Origin of the sequence: Pseudovibrio sp. W64 (assembly GCF_001623145.1) — a bacterium.
GTDB lineage: Bacteria > Pseudomonadota > Alphaproteobacteria > Rhizobiales > Stappiaceae > Pseudovibrio.
In genome coordinates this window covers 162,079-179,167 of the sequence record NZ_LMCI01000039.1, presented here as the reverse complement: position 1 = coordinate 179,167, position 17,089 = coordinate 162,079, and the positions used below count along the sequence as shown (strand labels likewise).

Annotated in this window: 17 protein-coding genes; 9 read left to right on the top strand and 8 right to left on the bottom strand. The window is 51.3% G+C overall.

The features are described from left to right. The first annotated feature begins 339 nt into the window (after nucleotides 1-339). The 3 genes from PsW64_RS22915 to PsW64_RS22905 all read left to right on the top strand — a co-directional run bounded on the left by PsW64_RS22915 (nucleotide 340) and on the right by PsW64_RS22905 (nucleotide 2,480). Nucleotides 340-1,284: a sterol desaturase family protein gene (locus tag PsW64_RS22915; RefSeq protein ID WP_063286122.1), complete on the top strand. Its 945-nt coding sequence runs from the start codon at nucleotides 340-342 to the stop codon at nucleotides 1,282-1,284. A 147-nt stretch (nucleotides 1,285-1,431) separates the two neighbouring features. Then, nucleotides 1,432-1,872: a hypothetical protein gene (locus tag PsW64_RS22910; RefSeq protein WP_063305103.1), complete on the top strand. Its 441-nt coding sequence runs from the start codon at nucleotides 1,432-1,434 to the stop codon at nucleotides 1,870-1,872. Between the two features lie 2 nt (nucleotides 1,873-1,874). Beyond that, nucleotides 1,875-2,480: a TetR/AcrR family transcriptional regulator gene (locus tag PsW64_RS22905; RefSeq protein WP_063305102.1), complete on the top strand. Its 606-nt coding sequence runs from the start codon at nucleotides 1,875-1,877 to the stop codon at nucleotides 2,478-2,480. 50 nt (nucleotides 2,481-2,530) lie between these two features. Here the strand turns inward: PsW64_RS22905 and typA are convergent, their stop codons facing one another. Continuing rightward, entirely contained in the window at nucleotides 2,531-4,351 is a 1,821-nt protein-coding gene (gene typA / locus PsW64_RS22900) for a translational GTPase TypA (protein ID WP_063291199.1), read from the bottom strand. Nucleotides 4,352-4,660: 309 nt separating this feature from the next. After that, nucleotides 4,661-5,041 (bottom strand): hypothetical protein, encoded by a 381-nt coding sequence (locus tag PsW64_RS22895; protein WP_152986549.1) that lies wholly within the window; start codon nucleotides 5,039-5,041, stop codon nucleotides 4,661-4,663. A gap of 291 nt (nucleotides 5,042-5,332) precedes the next feature. On the opposite strand from PsW64_RS22895, the gene PsW64_RS22890 reads away from it, so the two are divergent. The 4 genes from PsW64_RS22890 (at nucleotide 5,333) to folK (ending at nucleotide 9,015) form a co-directional block, all read left to right on the top strand. Further along, nucleotides 5,333-6,160 carry an AraC family transcriptional regulator gene (locus PsW64_RS22890; RefSeq protein ID WP_275078094.1) on the top strand — a complete coding sequence of 276 codons (828 nt, stop codon included), beginning with the start codon at nucleotides 5,333-5,335 and terminating at the stop codon, nucleotides 6,158-6,160. 173 nt (nucleotides 6,161-6,333) lie between these two features. Next, nucleotides 6,334-7,569, top strand: coding sequence for a multidrug effflux MFS transporter (locus tag PsW64_RS22885; protein ID WP_063305101.1), 1,236 nt, complete (start codon nucleotides 6,334-6,336; stop codon nucleotides 7,567-7,569). A gap of 133 nt (nucleotides 7,570-7,702) precedes the next feature. Beyond that, the gene (gene folP, locus PsW64_RS22880; RefSeq protein ID WP_063305100.1) at nucleotides 7,703-8,524 is read left to right on the top strand and encodes a dihydropteroate synthase; all 822 of its coding nucleotides are present in this window, start codon (nucleotides 7,703-7,705) and stop codon (nucleotides 8,522-8,524) included. Continuing rightward, nucleotides 8,524-9,015, top strand: coding sequence for a 2-amino-4-hydroxy-6-hydroxymethyldihydropteridine diphosphokinase (gene folK / locus PsW64_RS22875; RefSeq protein ID WP_057460749.1), 492 nt, complete (start codon nucleotides 8,524-8,526; stop codon nucleotides 9,013-9,015). Before folP ends, folK begins: the two co-directional genes overlap by 1 nt. Nucleotides 9,016-9,030: 15 nt before the next feature. Here folK and PsW64_RS22870 read toward each other — a convergent pair whose 3' ends face one another. Then, the gene (locus PsW64_RS22870) at nucleotides 9,031-9,552 is read right to left on the bottom strand and encodes a cytochrome b (RefSeq protein ID WP_063305099.1); all 522 of its coding nucleotides are present in this window, start codon (nucleotides 9,550-9,552) and stop codon (nucleotides 9,031-9,033) included. Between the two features lie 94 nt (nucleotides 9,553-9,646). On the opposite strand from PsW64_RS22870, the gene PsW64_RS22865 reads away from it, so the two are divergent. Together PsW64_RS22865 and PsW64_RS22860 are read left to right on the top strand one after the other, a co-directional pair. Next, nucleotides 9,647-10,093 carry a MarR family winged helix-turn-helix transcriptional regulator gene (locus PsW64_RS22865; protein WP_063286114.1) on the top strand — a complete coding sequence of 149 codons (447 nt, stop codon included), beginning with the start codon at nucleotides 9,647-9,649 and terminating at the stop codon, nucleotides 10,091-10,093. Between the two features lie 145 nt (nucleotides 10,094-10,238). After that, nucleotides 10,239-12,698, top strand: a complete 2,460-nt coding sequence (locus PsW64_RS22860) for a heavy metal translocating P-type ATPase (protein WP_208980973.1) — start codon at nucleotides 10,239-10,241, stop codon at nucleotides 12,696-12,698. A 142-nt stretch (nucleotides 12,699-12,840) separates the two neighbouring features. On the opposite strand, the gene PsW64_RS22855 is transcribed toward PsW64_RS22860, so the two are convergent. The 5 genes from PsW64_RS22855 to rlmN form a co-directional block, all read right to left on the bottom strand. Next, the gene (locus tag PsW64_RS22855) at nucleotides 12,841-13,152 is read right to left on the bottom strand and encodes a TM2 domain-containing protein (RefSeq protein WP_057460745.1); all 312 of its coding nucleotides are present in this window, start codon (nucleotides 13,150-13,152) and stop codon (nucleotides 12,841-12,843) included. A gap of 182 nt (nucleotides 13,153-13,334) precedes the next feature. Next, entirely contained in the window at nucleotides 13,335-13,880 is a 546-nt protein-coding gene (locus tag PsW64_RS22850; protein WP_063305097.1) for a hypothetical protein, read from the bottom strand. Beyond that, nucleotides 13,877-14,392, bottom strand: a complete 516-nt coding sequence (locus PsW64_RS22845; RefSeq protein WP_063305096.1) for a metal-dependent hydrolase — start codon at nucleotides 14,390-14,392, stop codon at nucleotides 13,877-13,879. Before PsW64_RS22845 ends, PsW64_RS22850 begins: the two co-directional genes overlap by 4 nt. 106 nt (nucleotides 14,393-14,498) lie before the next feature. After that, nucleotides 14,499-15,617, bottom strand: a complete 1,119-nt coding sequence (locus PsW64_RS22840; protein ID WP_063305095.1) for a hypothetical protein — start codon at nucleotides 15,615-15,617, stop codon at nucleotides 14,499-14,501. A 137-nt stretch (nucleotides 15,618-15,754) separates the two neighbouring features. Further along, nucleotides 15,755-17,017 (bottom strand): 23S rRNA (adenine(2503)-C(2))-methyltransferase RlmN, encoded by a 1,263-nt coding sequence (gene rlmN, locus PsW64_RS22835; RefSeq protein ID WP_108818675.1) that lies wholly within the window; start codon nucleotides 17,015-17,017, stop codon nucleotides 15,755-15,757. Between the last annotated feature and the right edge of the window lie 72 nt (nucleotides 17,018-17,089).

The window sequence follows — 17,089 nt, the reverse complement described above, 5'->3', positions numbered from 1 at the left end:
TGACCAGCTTCCGCTTGGTCCCTGCACTAAAGACTTTCAAGGGGTGTTTCAACGAACCCGCCGGGTGATGCGTTACTTCACCCGGTAGCCCCGCCCCGCCCAGGCCGTACCGATGGTCGGTCCACCAGCTGCCCGAATACGTGAGCACAACACTGAGAATAAGCGTGGTTGAGGGCAGGGGGATAAGTTTTTGAAGTTCCCTGCTCCCTCTAGCCTTGTTTCTTGGGGGCGCCCTCCCGGTTTGATGACATATACAGGAGTGTGTTACCGTAAGGGTAACTTGCCCGTGGGTGTGGGGTACACTTCGGGTTTTGAGTTCGGTTTGGGAGGGCCATCTCAATGGAGTTTTTTGACCCTATATCGTATGCGGTGCCGTTTTTTATCATTCTCATGATTGTAGAAGGTGTGGCTTTAAAGCTGCGTGGGATTGATGGATATGAAGTCAAAGATACGTTTTTCAGTCTGGCAATGGGGATTGGGAGTCTCATCGCTGGGATCGCGTTAGGCACATCCATGTCTTATGCGGCGCACAGCTGGATTTATGGATATCGTCTTATCGAGACTATTCCTATCAACTGGTGGACCATCCTGATCTGCTTTGTGCTCTATGACTTGGCCTATTACTGGAAACACCGCTTTGGCCACGAGTATCGGTGGTTTTGGGCGAGCCATGTCAATCACCACTCTTCTCAGCGGTATAATCTTTCAACGGCACTGCGTCAGACGTGGACGGGTACAATCACGCTGACGTTCATCTTTGGCTTGCCCATAGCGCTTCTCGGATTTCAACCGGAGATGATCTTCTTCGTTGCAGCCTGGAACTTGCTCTACCAGTTTTGGATTCACACTGAGCTGGTTGATCGTATGGGGCCATTTGAGTGGATCTTTAACACACCGAGCCATCATCGCGTCCATCATGCGACCAACCCGCGATATCTGGATTCCAACTATGCGGGGACGCTGATTATCTGGGATCGGATGTTCGGGACGTTCAGTCCGGAAGTTGCAGAGGACCCGCCGCGCTACGGGATTGGCAAGAACCTTGAGACCAACAACCTGCTGATTGTGGCGTTTCATGAATGGATTGCCATGGTCAAGGATTTGAAGACCGCAAGATCCCTGAGAGATGTCCTCGGCTATATGTTTCGTACGCCGGGATGGACGCCTGATAACTCACGAATGACCACAACGAAGGCCAAAGCGAATTGGAAACGGAAGCAGGCTGTGAAGACAGCCGAACTTGGGACCGTGGAGGAGCAGAAGGTGCAAGAGCCTGCTGAGTAACCGTAACTCTATGTAATCGGTACAAAACCCCGGTGCACATGTGCGTCGGGGTTTTTCTTGTTCACGCGGAGTTGAGGCGAGTGCTGTTGACCTGAGGTCGAAACCAACCATAAATAACGATATCGTTACTTATGGTTGGAGGGAGCCATGATTACGGAATCTGGAAATCTATCGGGCACTGGTTCAACAGGTCTTTTGCGCGCGGCTCTTTTGGGCAATGCGATATTCTCTGCCATATGCGGTGTTGTCATGGTGTGGATGCCTCACCGTGTCTCTGCGGTGTTAAACTGGCAGGGCCCCAATCTCTGGCTCTTTGTTGGGCTGGGTTTGCTTGTGTTTGCAGGCGCATTGTTGTGGCAAGGAAAACAGGGCTGGCCTTCGGTAGCATGGGGTACATTGTTTAGTCTTGGTGATTACGGGTGGGTCATCGGAACTGTTTTGCTGGGTATGTTTGCGCCAACTGTGATGAGTGGTGATGGTTGGATGATTGCATGGGGTATCTCAGCAGTTGTTGCGTTGTTTGGCAGCCTTCAGCTTTTAGGGATTGCCCGAATGATGCGAAAAGCCCTGGATGCCATTGAGGAATGAGTATGAAACAGACCAATCCAGTGCGTACGTCCAAGCGGGGTAATAGCCGCTCAGATATCCTGAAGGCTGCTTTGCTAGAGTTTATCGACCGTGGTGTCGATGGCGTGCGGATGGAGCATGTAGCAGATCGGGCAGGCTATAATAAAGCACTAGTTTATAAGCATTTTGGGTCCAAAGAGCGGCTGTTTGAAGCTGTTTTAACCGCGCAGTTTCAAGAACGGGAGCAGACGCGTTCCAGTATCTCAGGTGATCTTTCTGAGATGTTGATGGGGTGGTCTCAAGCCAACAAAGGTGATGCCGATTTCTTCAAGTTACTCATGAGGGAGGCGTTGGATTTTGAAGGTGATTGCCCTGTGCATGCCGACCAGAGGAAAGCTTATTATACGCAACAGATTGCTGTGTTGGCTGACTTGCAAAAAGAGGGGAGGTTGCCGACAACATTGGAGCCACACTACCTGTTTCTGGCGTTGCTTGGGACGCTTTCAATTCCGCAGCTTTTGCCGCAAGTGGCAGAGTTGGTTGTCGGTGACGCACCGGGGGGGGAAGAGTTTGAACAGGGACTGGCGGTGTTTTTGAAGGCCTTTGGAGAGGTCCTATCGCCCAAATAAAAAGGGAGAGCCGAAGCCCTCCCTCAAATAACTCATCAATTTAAGCGGTCTTAAGACGCTTTGTTTGATGCACGTTCGGCGCGCTTACGGTCATGTGGGCACAGCAGTGCTTTACGCAGACGGATGGATTCTGGGGTTACTTCCACCAGTTCATCTTCAGCGATGTAAGACAGTGCGCCTTCGAGGCTCAGCTTGATTGGGGTGGTCAGCTTAACAGCATCGTCCTTACCGGAAGAACGGATGTTGGTGAGCTGCTTGCCCTTCAGAACGTTCACTTCAAGGTCGTTACCGCGTGTGTGTTCACCAATGATCATGCCCTGGTACACTTTTGTGCCCGGATCAATCATCATTGGGCCACGGTCTTCCAGGTTGAACAATGCGTAAGGAACAGCATCGCCCTGACCGTTGGACAGCAGAACGCCAGTGTTACGACCCATAATTGCGCCTTTGTAAGGTGCATATTCATGGAACACACGGTTGAAGATCGCGGAACCGCGGGTGTCTGACATCAGCTCAGCCTGGTAACCGATAAGGCCACGGGTTGGAGCGTGGAATACCAAACGGGAGCGACCGCCACCGGATGGGCGCATTTCAAGAAGCTCACCTTTGCGTTCGGTGATCTTTTTAACAACAGCACCCTGGAACTCATCATCAACGTCGATGATAACTTCTTCGATTGGCTCAAGACGCTTACCAGCTTCGTCTTCCTGATAAACAACGCGAGGACGACCTACGCAAAGTTCGAAGCCTTCACGGCGCATGTTTTCGATCAGGATTGCGAGAAGCAATTCACCACGACCGGAAACGATGAAGGAATCTGCTTCTGCAGTTTCTTCGATCTTAAGCGCAACGTTACCTTCAGCTTCCTTCATCAGACGCTCGCGGATAACGCGGGACTGAACTTTGGAGCCTTCCTGACCTGCCAGAGGACCGTCGTTGACGCGGAACATCATGGACAGGGTTGGCGGATCGATTGGCTGTGCCTGAATTGGCTCGCTTACCTGAGGAGCAACGATTGTGTCTGCCACGGTTGCTTTGGTCAGACCAGCGATGGAGACGATGTCGCCTGCTTCGCCTTCTTCAATTGCCTGACGCTCAAGACCACGGAACGCGAGAACCTTGGAGATACGGCCAGTTTCGATCACACTGCCATCACGTGACAGCGCTTTGATCGCCATATTCGGGGTCGCAACGCCAGATGCGATGCGGCCTGTGAGAATGCGACCAAGGAACGGATCAGATTCGATTGTTGTTGCGAGGAGGCGGAATTCGCCTTCTTCAGCCTGTGGCTCTGCAACTTTGTCGAGGATCATGTCGAAGAGTGGCGCCATGGAATCCTGAGGACCAGCTGGCTCCAGAGCCATCCATTCCTGCTTAGCGGAGCCATATACGACCGGGAAGTCGAGCTGTTCTTCGTTTGCATCCAAAGACGCGAACAGGTCGAACACTTCGTCGAGTACTTCGTCAGCGCGCTGCTCTGGTTTGTCGATTTTGTTGATCGCAACGATTGGCTTCAGGCCGAGCTTCAGCGCTTTACCAAGTACGAACTTGGTCTGCGGCATTGGGCCTTCAGCTGCGTCTACGAGCAATACAACGCCATCTACCATATGCAGAATGCGCTCTACTTCACCGCCGAAGTCAGCGTGACCTGGTGTGTCAACGATGTTGATGCGTGTGTTGTTCCAGACCAAAGAGGTGTTCTTGGCAAGGATGGTGATGCCGCGTTCACGCTCGATGTCATTGGAGTCCATCATGCGTTCTTCGGTGCGCTGGTTTTCGCGGAAGACGCCGGACTGCTTCAACAAGACGTCAATAAGGGTCGTCTTGCCGTGGTCAACGTGGGCGATGATCGCAATATTGCGAAGTTTCATGGTGGCTCCGTCTGGCCATAGGAAGTCGCGGCGTGTGGGAGGATCATGAGGTGCCCGATCCACGCCATTCCTTCAATCTGGTTTTTCTCTAATGAAAGATGCGCTCTTCTATCCTATTTTTGTGTCAATTCAAACCATCTCGCTAAAAAACTGCTAAGTATTTAGTCCAGCTCACTTTTTTACTGGTGAGCCTGGTTTTTTGAATAGACTTTGCCGGAAAAAGAACGCAATTCAGCATCTGTTTAGCTGATAAGTCATCGTTCGGATATTAGAATATGAGGCTTTCGGTGCAAAAGTGTGCCAGATCACTTACTCTTCATTTATGAAGTTGTAATCATCGACAGATAGCAAACCGGATTTTCTTACCAGTCTGGAGCGTACGTCGACTTCTGCAAGGTCGTAGGCGTGCATCCATTGGCACTCATCGGGGCAGCGACCGACGATATCGTAGTTTTTTCCGGCAGGGATGTAGAACTCTTCGAAGGGCTCCAGATTGATAAACTGGCCGTTGATGCCTATAGACATACCCGAGGTGAGAGCGACAAAGATTTCTTCTGCCTCAGCAAATAAATTTCTCCAGATGCGGCCTGGCGTGTCGATTTGGTGGTGAAATGCGTAGCCACGTTCGCGAAAGCTTGCTTGCAGCTCCTGTTTCTGTTGTTCAAGGTGAGACAGTTCAGCTAAAAGCAAGCAATGCTCCTTTAATTTAGACCTTAGGCTAACTAATAAATTATGGGTAAGCACCATCCGAAGACAGTCGCTTGACTACAAAAAGGAATATGGCAATCTAATACCATTCAATATCGCAATATTGGGTATTGCAATCCCCAATATTTACACCAACTTATTCGTGGTGGGTGATTAAAAGACAATAGAATACCCCCTGTGCGCGTAATCCCAAAAGTTGTTGGAAAACCAATGCAATTTGCAACCCAACAGTGGTTAGAAGAATGGTTTGCCCCACTCGCTCAAAGCGAGGGTGTGAGTGCAACCAGACATGAATGTGTCGAAGTGATTCGCATGACAACGGCGACAAAGCCTCGCGCTGTTATGTATTCACCAAGCATTCGTATCGTTTTTCAGGGTCTGGTCAGAGGCCATTTGGGTAGTCAGAGTTTCCTCTATTCCCAGCAAAGCTATGCCGCGCTCGTCTCTCCGATCCCGCTTGAGATTGAGATTGTAGAAGCGTCTCCTGAGAAGCCTCTCTATGCGGTCAATTTGGCGATCGATATCAATGTCTTGGCAGAGTTGATGCTGCTTATCGAGCAAGAGCCTCTCGAGTTTGAGTATGGCGAAACGCTCGGTCGACCAGCGCATCTGTCTGAAGAGGCATTGTTTTCTGTTTGTCGCTTGATGCAGACGCTAAATAACGAAGAACAAACTAAAATTCTCGCTGATGGGTACTATCGCGAGTTTTTGTATCATGTGCTCAAGTCCGAGTACGGTGCAAGCCTGAGGGTGCTGTTCCAGAACAGTGAGAAATCTCAAGGGATTGCGCGAGTTCTTCAAGTGTTGCACGAGGATTTCTCAACAAATCTCAGCGTAGACCAAATGGCGAAGATGGCATGTATGAGCATTTCTGCTTTCCATGCTGGCTTTAAAGGAGCTACCGGTCTTTCTCCGCTGCAGTACGTTAAGTCGATCCGCTTGCATAAGGCGCGGTCTATGATGTTGAGCCAGAACATGAGCGCCAGTCAGGCTGCTTATCGGGTTGGTTATGCAAGTCCGTCGCAGTTCAGCCGTGAGTTCAAGCGGTTCTTTGGCAGCTCTCCAACTCAGGAAGCAGCGAAGTTTCGTGTTTTAGCGTAACGCATAATGTGCTCGCTTATAGGTTTTTGACACGCGCACTCTGAAAGGAGGGCGCGTGTTTTTCGTTGTGCGCTCTACGCAATTTTCCTAGAGTTGCCGCGCATCTGATGATTATCAAGAAAACTGGTGAAGCGCATACGGGATAGCTCAGTGCCTTGCCTTGGGGTTCGGGAATGAATAAGGCAACGGGTACACACACAGAGCTTAAGCTCTCGGCTGGTCGTACGGCTGTCATCGGCGCATTGCTGGTGACGATTGGCCCGCTTTCCATGGCGCTTTATACGCCTGCTCTGCCGACTTTGGCGGAGGTGTTTGGGACGACGGCTGCTGTCGCCAAGCTTACACTTACCGTTTATTTTGCAGGCTTCACGCTGGCGCAGCTGTTGTGCGGGCCGCTTTCTGATGCGTTTGGGCGTCGTCCTGTCATTCTCGGGTTCTTCAGCTTGTATTTGCTCGGCAGCCTTTTGGCGTGGCTGGCGCTGAACATTGAAATGCTGCTGCTTGGCCGTCTGATACAAGGGATCGGTGCGTCCAGTGGTATCGCTGTGGCGCGCGCGATTGTGCGGGATCAATTTTCTGGTGAGGCTGGCGCGCGGATTATGAACTTGCTGGCCGTGATGCTGGGGATCGGGCCTGCAATCTCTCCGACAATTGGTGCTTTAACGCTCAGTGCGTTTGGTTGGCAGGCGATCTTTATTTTGATGGTGATCTATGCCGGGTTCATCCTGCTGTTAACGCTTACCGTTTTGCCGGAAACGAATTCCCACCGAGATGTGAAGCTTATTCGTCCGAGGCAGATGGCGTCTTCCTATTGGACGCTGCTGAGGTCTTTTGAGTTCATGCAGCCCTCGCTGATCCTCGGGTTTACCATTGGCGTAATCTATACGCTCTCGACGGTCTTGCCGTTTGTTTTGATTGAGCGGCTTGGGTTGACGCCTTTGCAGTTCGGTATGGGGATGGTGCTTCAATCAGGATCGTTCTTTGCTGGTGGAGTGGCGACCCGTTTGCTTTTACGGCGATTCAGTACAGAGGCGCTTCTTGGGCCGGCGCTGGTTTTGTGCGGCTTGGGTGGATTGGCGTTGTTTACAGTCACGCAGCTTGAATACCTGAGCTTTTTGAGCATCATGATCCCGATTGGTGTGTTTGCTTTTGGCGCTTCAATGGCCCTGCCAGCTCTCTCTATGCGGGGAATGGAGCCGTTTCCCAAGATTGCAGGGGCTGCTTCTGCTTTGATGGGCTTCATGCAGATGGCGGGTGGTTTTCTGGGAAGTCTGGTCACCGCGATTGTTGTGCCTGATCCTGTGACTGCTCTGGGCGTTGTGATGCCAGGGATGGCCTTTCTTGCGCTGTTCTTGTTTGTGTTGCCGGTAAAAAAAAGAGACGTGGAAGAGCAGTCTGTCAGTCCTTAAAAGCACGCTGATCTGATCGCTATGCAGTAAATATCGGCCATATCTTGTAGCAGGTAGAAAAGGTCTTTTGATTTTTGCTGGAAACAAAGGCGATGGGAGGCTATGAGGGGCCAGAAATTGGGAGGGAACCCTTATGGCAGAGTTTGATCATGGATTGCTGGAAAGCTCTCAGCGTCCGCTCGTCATGGGCATATTGAATGTAACTCCAGACAGCTTTTCTGATGGCGGGCAGTTTGATGCGCCAGCAGTGGCGTTGGCGCATGCAAATGAAATGATCGCTGAAGGTGCTGACATCATTGATGTTGGTGGTGAGAGCACGCGGCCCGGAGCGACGGTTGTTCAGGAACAGGAAGAGCTGGAGCGTGTTCTGCCGGTTCTTGAGCTGATCAAAGAACTGCCGGTGCTGATTTCCATTGATACCTATAAGGCGAGAGTTGCTGCTGAGGCTTGTAGGGCCGGTGCGCATATCGTGAATGACGTTTGGGGCCTGCAGAAAGACTCTGAGATGGCCAGTGCTGTGGCAGATGCTGGTGTGCCGGTGGTTATGATGCATAACCGCACTGAAGTGGATGAGCAGCTGGATATCATGAGTGATATCGACCGCTTTTTTGAGAGATCCCTCAAGCTGGCCTCTGATGCAGGCATTCCCGAAGAACACCAGATTCTTGATCCTGGTTTTGGGTTTGGCAAAACTCTTCAACAGAACTATCAGATCCTGAGCCGGCTCTCAGAACTTCGGAAGTTCGGTCGTCCTGTCCTAGCGGGAGCTTCTCGCAAGCGGATGGTTGGATATGTGTTGAATAATGAAGCGCCAGAGCGTATGGCTGGGTCGCTTGCAGTACATACGCTGGCTCTGCAAAACGGAGCACAGATCCTGCGAGTTCATGATGTGAAACCGCACGTGGATGCAGTACGGATCTTCCAGGCGATGAAGGAACTAGGCAGCAGCCAATAATGACACAAGAAAAAATTGTTGCAGCTCTAGGTTTGGGCTCAAATCTTGGCGATACAAAAGCGAATATCGACGGTGCAGTGGCCGCATTGAATGCCGTTGACGGAATCTCAGTTTTGCAGAAATCATCTGATTACCGGACCCCGCCTTGGGGGCCTGTGCCGCAAGATGACTACCGCAATTGTTGCATTACCGTGGAGACGGTTCTTTCTCCGCGTGCGCTGTTGAATGCCGGTCTTGATGTTGAGAAGCAGTTGGGCCGTGTGCGTGATGTGCGCTGGGGGCCACGGACGATTGATATTGATCTTCTGATCTATGATCATGCAAGTGTTGAGGAAGAGGGACTTCAGGTGCCTCATCCGCGCATGGGCGAGCGTGCCTTTGTGCTTATTCCGCTTGCTGAGATCTGGCCGGAGGCGCCGCTGCTGGACGGACGAACCGCCGCAGAAGCGTTGGAAACCTGCGGAGAGAAAGAAGGCATCTACAAGCTGTAGATGCCTTGTCTTTGATCAGGCCGTTTTCATTCTGGCGACAAGATTATCTTTCAGTACCAGTTGATGATACAGCGCTGCGATGACGTGCAGCGCAAATGATGCAAGCAAGATCGGGGCTGCATAGCCATGGATTGCGGCTGGCGGGATAGTGATGTTTTCTGGCCAGGCTTGCCAGTCTCCTGCCATTGCGAGTTCCATGAGGCCTGCAAACAGTGACATGCTCATGCCGGAGATGACCAGAGCCAGCGGCGCGAGGTAGAGGAGCAAGTGGACCAGCTTGGATAAGCTGATCATGACGACACCCCATTTAGGGTCTGGCTTTGGCCGAGCGTGCTTGATCAACAGAACTATGCGATAGATCAGGAACAGGCCAGTCAGAGCGCCTAGCCCCGCATGAGCCATGAAGATATTGAGCTTTTCAGGCGAGATAGCGCTTCCTTCAAGAACTTTTCCCAAAATGAAAACAGCAATGATGGTGACGGCGAACAGCCAATGAAGGATGATTGTCGGGCGGCTATATTTTTGTGGTGATGACATTGGGCTTACCTTTGGCGATAGGAATATAGTGATTTTAGTTTACATGTAAATTAGATGTCAATAATATAATCAAGTCAAAATATTCAGGAATCCGATGACTGAGAAGATCTCATACCTGCCTTCGATGGGCCGATTGCTCAACACCTTGTCTGAAGCAGCTTGCAGCATCGCTGAGGACTACTTACGTCCTCATGAGATTTCGCTGGCGCAGTGGGTCGTGCTTTCTGCGCTGTGGCGGCAGGATGGATTGAGCGTTTCGGAGCTGTCGGAGTACTCGAGCAAGAAGACGGCTGCGCTTTCTCGATTGCTGGACCGCATGGAGAGCAAGGGGCTGGTCAGCCGTAGTGCTGTTGAGGATGACAAGCGGTCGGTGAAAATCCATCTCACGGAGAAAGGGCAGGGACTGTCTCATCTGATTGATATGTACAAGCATGTGAATGGGATTTTGCTGTCAGATTTGACCGAAACTGAGAAGGAACAGTTGCTCCCAATGCTGGAGCGTATGCTCAAAAGCGTTCAGGTGAAATCCAGAAAGTCGTGAAATCTGAACCTGATGCTAGCGTTCTCTGTCAAAACAGCAGGGGCCTTCGAAAAGAAAATTCATAGAATTAGCATTTTGCTCTTGAAGCTATAGCGACTAGAGGTCTTATCTTCTCTTGCAATGAAGAAATTGCATGGAGTGGATCATGTCCAACGCGGAAGATCGAGGCCAGAAACTCTCTCCGGAAGAGATCGAAGATCAAACCACGAAAAGCTGCTGTTCTAACAAAGCGGTGCAGCCTCAGGATACTGAGGGTTCCTGCTGTTCTGGTGACAGTGCTGTTCAAGAGAACGAAACCTCTTGCTGCTCCTCCGATCATGATAGCTCTGAAGATGATTGCTGCAGTTCTGCTAGAGAGCATGAGCATACGCATATACATGCTCATACAGGTTGCGGGTGTTCCAGCCAAAGTGAAGCGGCTATTCCTGATGTAACCAACTGGAAGGGCGCACGTTCTTTCCGGGTTGAGGGGCTGTGCTGCGCGGAAGAGATGGGAATTCTTCGCCGTGTTGTTGGGCCTGTTGTTGGTGATCCTGAATACCTTGCGTTTGATGTTTTGAACGGCAAGATGATCGTCTCTCCTGTTGCGCGTGACGTCGCTGATGAGAAGATCATCAAGGCGGTTGATACAACAGGCATGAAGGCTGCTCTGTTCATTGAACAAGAAGCAGCGGATGCACGTGCAAAGCAGCATCGGCGCCTTGGTACATTTACAGTTGCCAGTGGCTTGTTCTGGGCAATTGCGCTTGTTGTTCAGGCGGTTTTGTTTTTCTCCAGCACCAACTCTACGGATGTGTTTAGTGTTTTCCAGTCCGTGCCGTCCGGGCCGGTAGAGGTTCTGTATATGCTCGCCATCGTCGCAGGATTGCGGTTGGTGGCGCCTAAGGGATGGTATGCGCTCAAGACGTTGCGGCCTGATATGAACCTGCTGATGCTGGTTGCTGTCGCTGGTGCTATCGGCATTGGAGAGTGGTTTGAAGGTGCGACGGTTGCATTCCTGTTTTCTCTCTCGCTTTATCTGGAAAGCTGGAGTGTTGGGCGGGCGCGTAAAGCTGTTGCAGCGCTTATGGATATTGCCCCAACCGTTGTTCGCTTGCTCAAGCCTAACGGAAGTGAAGAAGACGTTCCTGCCAACAGTGTGAAGCCTGGCGCGACTTTTGTTGTTCGCGGTGGGGATCGTATTCCGCTTGATGGCGTCGTGCGCAAAGGTGTTGGCAGTGTCGATCAGGCTCCTATCACCGGTGAAAGTGTGCCGGTGATGAAAGAGGCGGGTGATGATGTTTATGCTGGTACCATCAACGGGGAAGGCAGCTTTGAAGTAGAAGCAACCAAGGGTGCTGATGACACCATGCTTGCCCGCATCATCCGTATGGTGAGCGAGGCACAGGCCCGGCGTGCTGCAGCAGAGCAATGGGTTGAGAAGTTTGCCCGCGTTTACACGCCTGCGGTGATGGTTCTTGCGATTTTGCTCGCTACGATTCCACCTCTGCTGTTTGGTGCAGCCTGGATGGATTGGTTCTACCGTGCACTTGTGCTGCTGGTTATTGCCTGCCCATGTGCGTTGGTTATCTCTACGCCCGTCTCCATCGTGGCTGGCTTGACCTCAGCAGCTCGCAATGGCGTGCTGATTAAGGGCGGTGTTTTCCTTGAATTGCCTGCGCGGCTAAAAGCTTTGGCCTTTGACAAGACTGGCACTATTACAAATGGTCTGCCGACTGTGACTGATGTTTATCCGCTGTCTGGTCATAGCGTTGAGGAGCTTCTTACACGCGCTGCGTCTTTGGAAGCTCGAAGCTCTCACCCACTTGCAGAAGCTATCCTGACACGCGCTAAGGAAGATGGTGTTGAGTATCAGGCTGCTGAGAATGTTGAGCTGTTGCCGGGGCGTGGTCTTTCTGGCCAGCGAAACGGTAAGAGCTACTGGTTGGGATCTCGTCGCTTCCTGAATGAAAAGGACTTCGAGATTGGTGAAGCCGATGCGAAGGCGCGTGAATTAGAAGCTGAAGGGAAGACTGTTGTTGCAGTTGGAACTGACGCGCATGTCTGCGGGTTGATTGCCCTGGCTGATACCGTTCGCGATACGGCAGAAGAGCTGGTCTCTCAACTGCATAAAGCTGGCGTTGAGAAGCTGGTTATGCTGACCGGTGATAATAAAGCGACGGCTGAACGTGTTGCATCCTCTGTCGGTATTGATGAGGTGCGTGCCGAGTTGCTGCCGGAAGATAAGGTTGCAGCCGTTGAACAGCTCTCTCATGAATATGAGACAGTCGCGATGATCGGCGATGGTGTGAATGATGCGCCAGCCATGGCACGAGCCAGCTTTGGCATTGCGATGGGTGCGATTGGTTCTGATGCTGCCATTGAGACCGCTGATATCGCGTTGATGAAAGATGACCTTTCCCGCTTGCCGTGGCTCATTCACCATTCCAAGCGGACGCTCCAAATCATTCATCAGAACATCGCATTTGCATTTATCGTGAAGGGTATTCTGGTGGTGCTCACCGCGATGGGCTTCGCCAGCCTCTGGGCCGCGATCCTGGGTGATGTGGGAGCCACGTTGATTGTGGTGACCAATGCTCTGCGGTTGCTGAAGGATAAAGCGTAATCACTAAAGCAGTTCGCATTTAAGCTGAAACACATGAACTGCGTTAGCCTTTGTTTTTGCGTATCTCCGAAAACCGGTTTCCACTTTTCGGAGATACGCTGTAAAAGAAAAGCCGAGGTGGTTTGCCTCGGCTTTTGATCTCTTACTTTATGTAGAGCGCAGTTTCATTTGCGATCTGAATGTTTTTGTTGCGCGCAGCACCCATAATCAGGAACCAATCGATCAACGTCCAGATGCCGAGTGCACCGAGTGTGATGAGCTTGAGGATTCCGAGGCCGATCTGACCGGTGTAGAAGCGGTCGATGCCAAAGCTGCCGAGGAACAGGCCAAGCACGAGTGCTACAACAGGGTTCTTTTCTCTGCCTGCAAACATCACGTCAAAGTCAGACTGTTTTTCAGCTGGGATGTTATCTCTCAGTGCTTTCAACTGCATAAAGTAATTTGCTTTGTTCATAATTCACCTTTCAATTGCACAGATGTGCGGGTGCAAATTCTTGATCGAAGAAGTAGCTCTTATATCTTTTGAATTGCAATCTGCAAGGTTTATATCGGTATCTTTTCGCCTGTTAAATTACTTAGTTGTTAGAGGCGGTTGGAATTTGGAGGACTCGTCATTTGAGAGGTGAAATGACTGCCTTAACGAGAGGCTTGTGGAGAAGAGGGTTTGTTGATCCACCATCCGCCTGACTCTCGACCAGCAACAATCCAGTAGATAAAACCTGCGATAAATCCGGCTGAAACGGCGATGGATGAGCCGGGGCGGAAGCCTTCGGAGGCTGGTGTTGGGACTGTGGTTCCTGATGTTGAATAGGCGATGATACTGCCCGTCTCGCTGGATGCATAAAACAAGTCGGTTGGAAGAGCTCCGCCAATGCCCCAAAGCACCAGCGCGATAATACCACCTGCGGATACGTGGTAGATAACGCCGCGCCATTTCATGAGTTCTGCAAAGCCAATTGCGAAGCCGCTTGGAATGAGAGAGAGCGCACCAATCGCGCTTGCAGAGATGATGGTACTCCATGTGATCACCAGCAACTGAATGATGTCAGTCTCTGGTCCACCGTGAACACTCAAAGTTCTGAAAAAGCCCCAGGATAAAAACAGGCCCGCCGCAATGATTGCGAGTGAGAAACCAAGAGCAATCCGGAGCAGCTGGATGAAGAGCTTGGTTCCGTCGATCATTGTGCAGTCCTTTGCATCTGTCTCTGGTGTCTAGGAAAACGGCTCGCCCAGAGTACACCAAAAGCTACTGAGCAAATGAGGATTTCAAATGCAAATGTCCAGTGCAATATGAAGCTCCAAATATAGTTGTCATAGATAGCTGGAATTTTGACCAGTTCAACTTGAAGTTTGGAAAATGGTGCAAGCCAGAATACGGTAGCAGCAACACTATCAAGGAGCATATGTAAAAGGCCGCCCATACCAAGGCCAAGCGGAATGACACCAACACGGAAGTTCCGATGCAAAAGCACGGCAGGCAGGGCAATAAGCACCATCCATGTTATCGGCCAGTGAGTAAGGTAGTGTCGGTGGTGGGTGCCTTGATTGTCTATGAGATAGAAATAGAGCATGTCAGCGTCAGGTAAGACGCTGCCAATTGAAGTCCAAATGATGAGCTGTTTGGATTTTTGATCTAGGTATTTAGTTGCCGCTTTTCCGAGTAGATAGCCGGCGGGCAAATGGGCAATAAACATGATTGAAACCAATAGACTATGAAGTTCTGAGAAGCTTCAATCATGACTGTGGCGAGAGTTTGTGATGATCGCACAAAACACGCTGACTCACATAAACGATTGCGTTTCAGCTGTTCTGTGTTCTGGTCAGCAGCATGGCTACGCTGATGAAGTGGAAGTCGTAGAGGTGTGGAGCCTCGCGGACGCGCTCTTCGCCTCGGGCATAGATGCTGTCGAGGAGCTCGCTGAGGTTTGGAGTGCCTGAGAGAGCGGCCTGTAGTGGTGCTTCAGTGAAGGCGCGGTAGAAGTTCACCATCTGGTTTGCGTAGGCTGATGCGTCGTTGTCTTGTTTGTACTGCTCAACAAAGGAGACAGGTGTTTCGTAACATTCTGCTTTGTCTATGGTGAACAGGTGAGATAGCGAGCCACTTTCGGGTTTTACGGATGCTGTGAGCTGCTCCAAGCTGCGTATATAGACAGGATGGTAATAGCGTTCGTAGGTATCCTGAGAGATTGAACCGTTGGCGACATGATCGAGCAAAGACAAATTGAATAAGTTCACGATCCCGTCTGCGGTTGAGACATGTTCATTTCTGCCAACAGTTTGCAGCAGGAGTTTGCCGCCGGGCTCAAGCTCATTTGCCCGTGCCTTCAAAAATGTTTCCAGATCATAAGCAGCCTGTTTCTCGAAGACTTCTTTATCCTGTGCTGAAATTGAGCCTCTCTCGTTAGCGAGGCTCGGGCCGTTGGGCATAACGTAATCGGGCAGACGCTCCAACGGGCGCTCAGAGAGGAACACCGTGGCATTGAAGGATGTGGCCAGATGCGTGGAGCCGGGAGGCAAAAGCTGGTTGAACATGGAACCACCGACAATGCTGCCGAAAACAGTTGGATCGGTGTAGGGTGGCTGGGCACGGTTGCCGATGGCGTCAAGCAGGGTGGAGTAATCGTTACTAGGCAGATCGCTATGGATTGTCTGGATCGAGTTGGAACCGCGCTGTCTGGCAGCTTCAGTGAGCTGCGCCATGATCTGCATCGAGTTTGCGCCTTCAGAGCATCCATAATCTACAAAACGCAGGAGAGAGCTGTCGTTTGATATTGCCAGGCTAGCAATGGCTTCGTGCAGCCATGGATACACATATGCAATCGTGGCTTGTTGTGGTGTTGAGTTCTTGTTGTAAAAACCCTCGCCCTTCATGCCGGTGGTTGTGGCGTTCTTTTGTGAGGAATGTGCTTTCTCGGTCATTGCATCTATGTCCAATCGATCGCTCCGTCCTAAGGAGCACGATATTCAAACTCTATGCATATGAAGTGAACGAGACAAAGAAGGCCGGCGTTTCAGACAAACGCCGGCCTTCTTTTTGTAATCTTGTTTTATTTTGCTTAGGCGTCGCCTTGAGCCTGTGCTTTTTCCAGCGCTTCACGCTCAGATTTACGAAGACGCTCTGAAGCTGACTTCAGCTGGCCGCAGGCTGCGAAGATATCGCGGCCGCGTGGTGTGCGGATTGGAGAAGCATAGCCTGCGCGGTTCACAACATCTGCAAACTCTTCGATCTGTTCCCAATCGGAGCACTCATAGGGAGAGCCTGGCCATGGGTTGAATGGCAGCAGGTTGATCTTTGCCGGGATGCCTTTGAGCAACTGAACCAGTTTCTTTGCATCTTCCAAGCTGTCGTTGACGCCCTTCAGCATCACGTATTCGAAGGTGATGCGTTTTGCGTTGGACAGGCCCGGATAATCACGACATGCCTGCAGCAGTGTTTCCAGATTGTACTTCTTGTTGATCGGAACCAGCGTGTTGCGCAGCTCGTCATTCACAGCGTGCAGGGAGATTGCCAGCATGCAGCCGATTTCATCACCTGTTCGTGCGATCTCTGGCGTTACACCAGATGTCGACAGGGTGATGCGGCGCTTGGAGAGGGACAGGCCATCTCCATCCGAGGCGATCAGAAGTGCTTTCTTGACGTTCTCGAAGTTATAAAGTGGCTCGCCCATGCCCATCATCACGATGTTGGTGATGCGGCGACGGTTGGATGTGGATGCATCCAAGCCACCTTCCGGTGCATCTGCATCCGGGAAGTCGTTGAGGCGATCTTTTGCGAGCATGAGCTGCGCAAGGATCTCTTCAGCCGTCAGGTTGCGCACCATCTTCTGTGTGCCGGTGTGGCAGAACGTGCAGGTGAGGGTACAGCCGACCTGGGAGGAGATGCAGAGCGTGCCGCGATCTTCTTCCGGAATGTAGACGGTTTCGACTTCAACCGGCTTGCCAGCACCGCGTGATGGAAAGCGGAACAGCCATTTACGGGTGCCATCAACGGAGACCTGTTCTGTGACGATCTCTGGACGGGCAATGGTAAAGGCAAACTCCAGCTTAGTGCGCAGGTCTTTTGAGACATTGCTCATTTTGCCGAAATCGGAAATGCCCCGGACATAGAGCCAGTGCCACAGCTGGTTGACGCGCATGCGGATCTGGCGCTCAGGGACTCCAACTGCAGCAAGGGCATTGCCTAGCTCTTCACGGTTTAAGCCGATCAGAGATGGCTTTTCTTCCTGCACAGGAATGGTTGCAGGAGAAGGGTTTGCTGCGCTGGTTGCCGCCGGATCAGCGGATTTGTGCGCGATGTCTAACGATACCGCCATGGTCATTCACCAGTTTTTCTTAGATGCTTGGCTTTAAGCTTATGTTCTTTGCGTATTCAAACCCGAAAAATGTGCCTC

Excerpts from the sequence above, each read along its gene's own strand:
- PsW64_RS22915 (WP_063286122.1), top strand. The coding sequence starts at position 340 with ATGGAGTTTTTTGACCCTATATCGTATGCGGTGCCGTTTTTTATCATT.
- PsW64_RS22910 (WP_063305103.1), top strand. The coding sequence starts at position 1,432 with ATGATTACGGAATCTGGAAATCTATCGGGCACTGGTTCAACAGGTCTT.
- PsW64_RS22905 (WP_063305102.1), top strand. The coding sequence starts at position 1,875 with ATGAAACAGACCAATCCAGTGCGTACGTCCAAGCGGGGTAATAGCCGC.
- typA (WP_063291199.1), bottom strand. The coding sequence starts at position 4,351 with ATGAAACTTCGCAATATTGCGATCATCGCCCACGTTGACCACGGCAAG.
- PsW64_RS22885 (WP_063305101.1), top strand. The coding sequence starts at position 6,334 with ATGAATAAGGCAACGGGTACACACACAGAGCTTAAGCTCTCGGCTGGT.
- folP (WP_063305100.1), top strand. The coding sequence starts at position 7,703 with ATGGCAGAGTTTGATCATGGATTGCTGGAAAGCTCTCAGCGTCCGCTC.
- folK (WP_057460749.1), top strand. The coding sequence starts at position 8,524 with ATGACACAAGAAAAAATTGTTGCAGCTCTAGGTTTGGGCTCAAATCTT.
- PsW64_RS22870 (WP_063305099.1), bottom strand. The coding sequence starts at position 9,552 with ATGTCATCACCACAAAAATATAGCCGCCCGACAATCATCCTTCATTGG.
- PsW64_RS22865 (WP_063286114.1), top strand. The coding sequence starts at position 9,647 with ATGACTGAGAAGATCTCATACCTGCCTTCGATGGGCCGATTGCTCAAC.
- PsW64_RS22860 (WP_208980973.1), top strand. The coding sequence starts at position 10,239 with ATGTCCAACGCGGAAGATCGAGGCCAGAAACTCTCTCCGGAAGAGATC.
- PsW64_RS22855 (WP_057460745.1), bottom strand. The coding sequence starts at position 13,152 with ATGAACAAAGCAAATTACTTTATGCAGTTGAAAGCACTGAGAGATAAC.
- PsW64_RS22850 (WP_063305097.1), bottom strand. The coding sequence starts at position 13,880 with ATGATCGACGGAACCAAGCTCTTCATCCAGCTGCTCCGGATTGCTCTT.
- PsW64_RS22845 (WP_063305096.1), bottom strand. The coding sequence starts at position 14,392 with ATGTTTATTGCCCATTTGCCCGCCGGCTATCTACTCGGAAAAGCGGCA.
- PsW64_RS22840 (WP_063305095.1), bottom strand. The coding sequence starts at position 15,617 with ATGACCGAGAAAGCACATTCCTCACAAAAGAACGCCACAACCACCGGC.
- rlmN (WP_108818675.1), bottom strand. The coding sequence starts at position 17,017 with ATGACCATGGCGGTATCGTTAGACATCGCGCACAAATCCGCTGATCCG.